The sequence below is a fragment of the Pseudomonas persica genome (assembly GCF_900291015.1).
Lineage (GTDB): Bacteria > Pseudomonadota > Gammaproteobacteria > Pseudomonadales > Pseudomonadaceae > Aquipseudomonas.
Genome location: NZ_OLKL01000178.1, coordinates 1 through 266 on the forward strand (window position 1 = coordinate 1; position 266 = coordinate 266).

Below are 266 nucleotides of genomic sequence, written 5' to 3' on the forward strand. Positions count from 1 at the left end.
GTGATAACGATGTTGTCTTGGTTACCTTCAAACCACTCCCACGTTTTTGACCAAGTAGGAATTACAGACTTGTCCATTTCATTTTGGAAGTAGACATCGTTGTTGCCTGATGCGTAATAAATTGCACGTTGAATGAAGGCATTACCTGCACCGCCTTTGTTTGGATCGTTCACACCAAACTGTTGTTTGTGTTCTTTGATCCAAGTTGTCAGGTCATCAAAAGACTGTGGCAGGTTATTTTCATCGACTCGAGTTGGGTCATAAGC

The 266-nt window shown here is 42.1% G+C and carries 1 protein-coding gene; it reads right to left on the minus strand.

The window, feature by feature from the left end; all coding sequences use genetic code 11:
• A partial coding sequence (locus FQ664_RS26190; RefSeq protein WP_218570434.1) for a hypothetical protein occupies nt 1–266 on the minus strand: 266 nt, incomplete at both ends.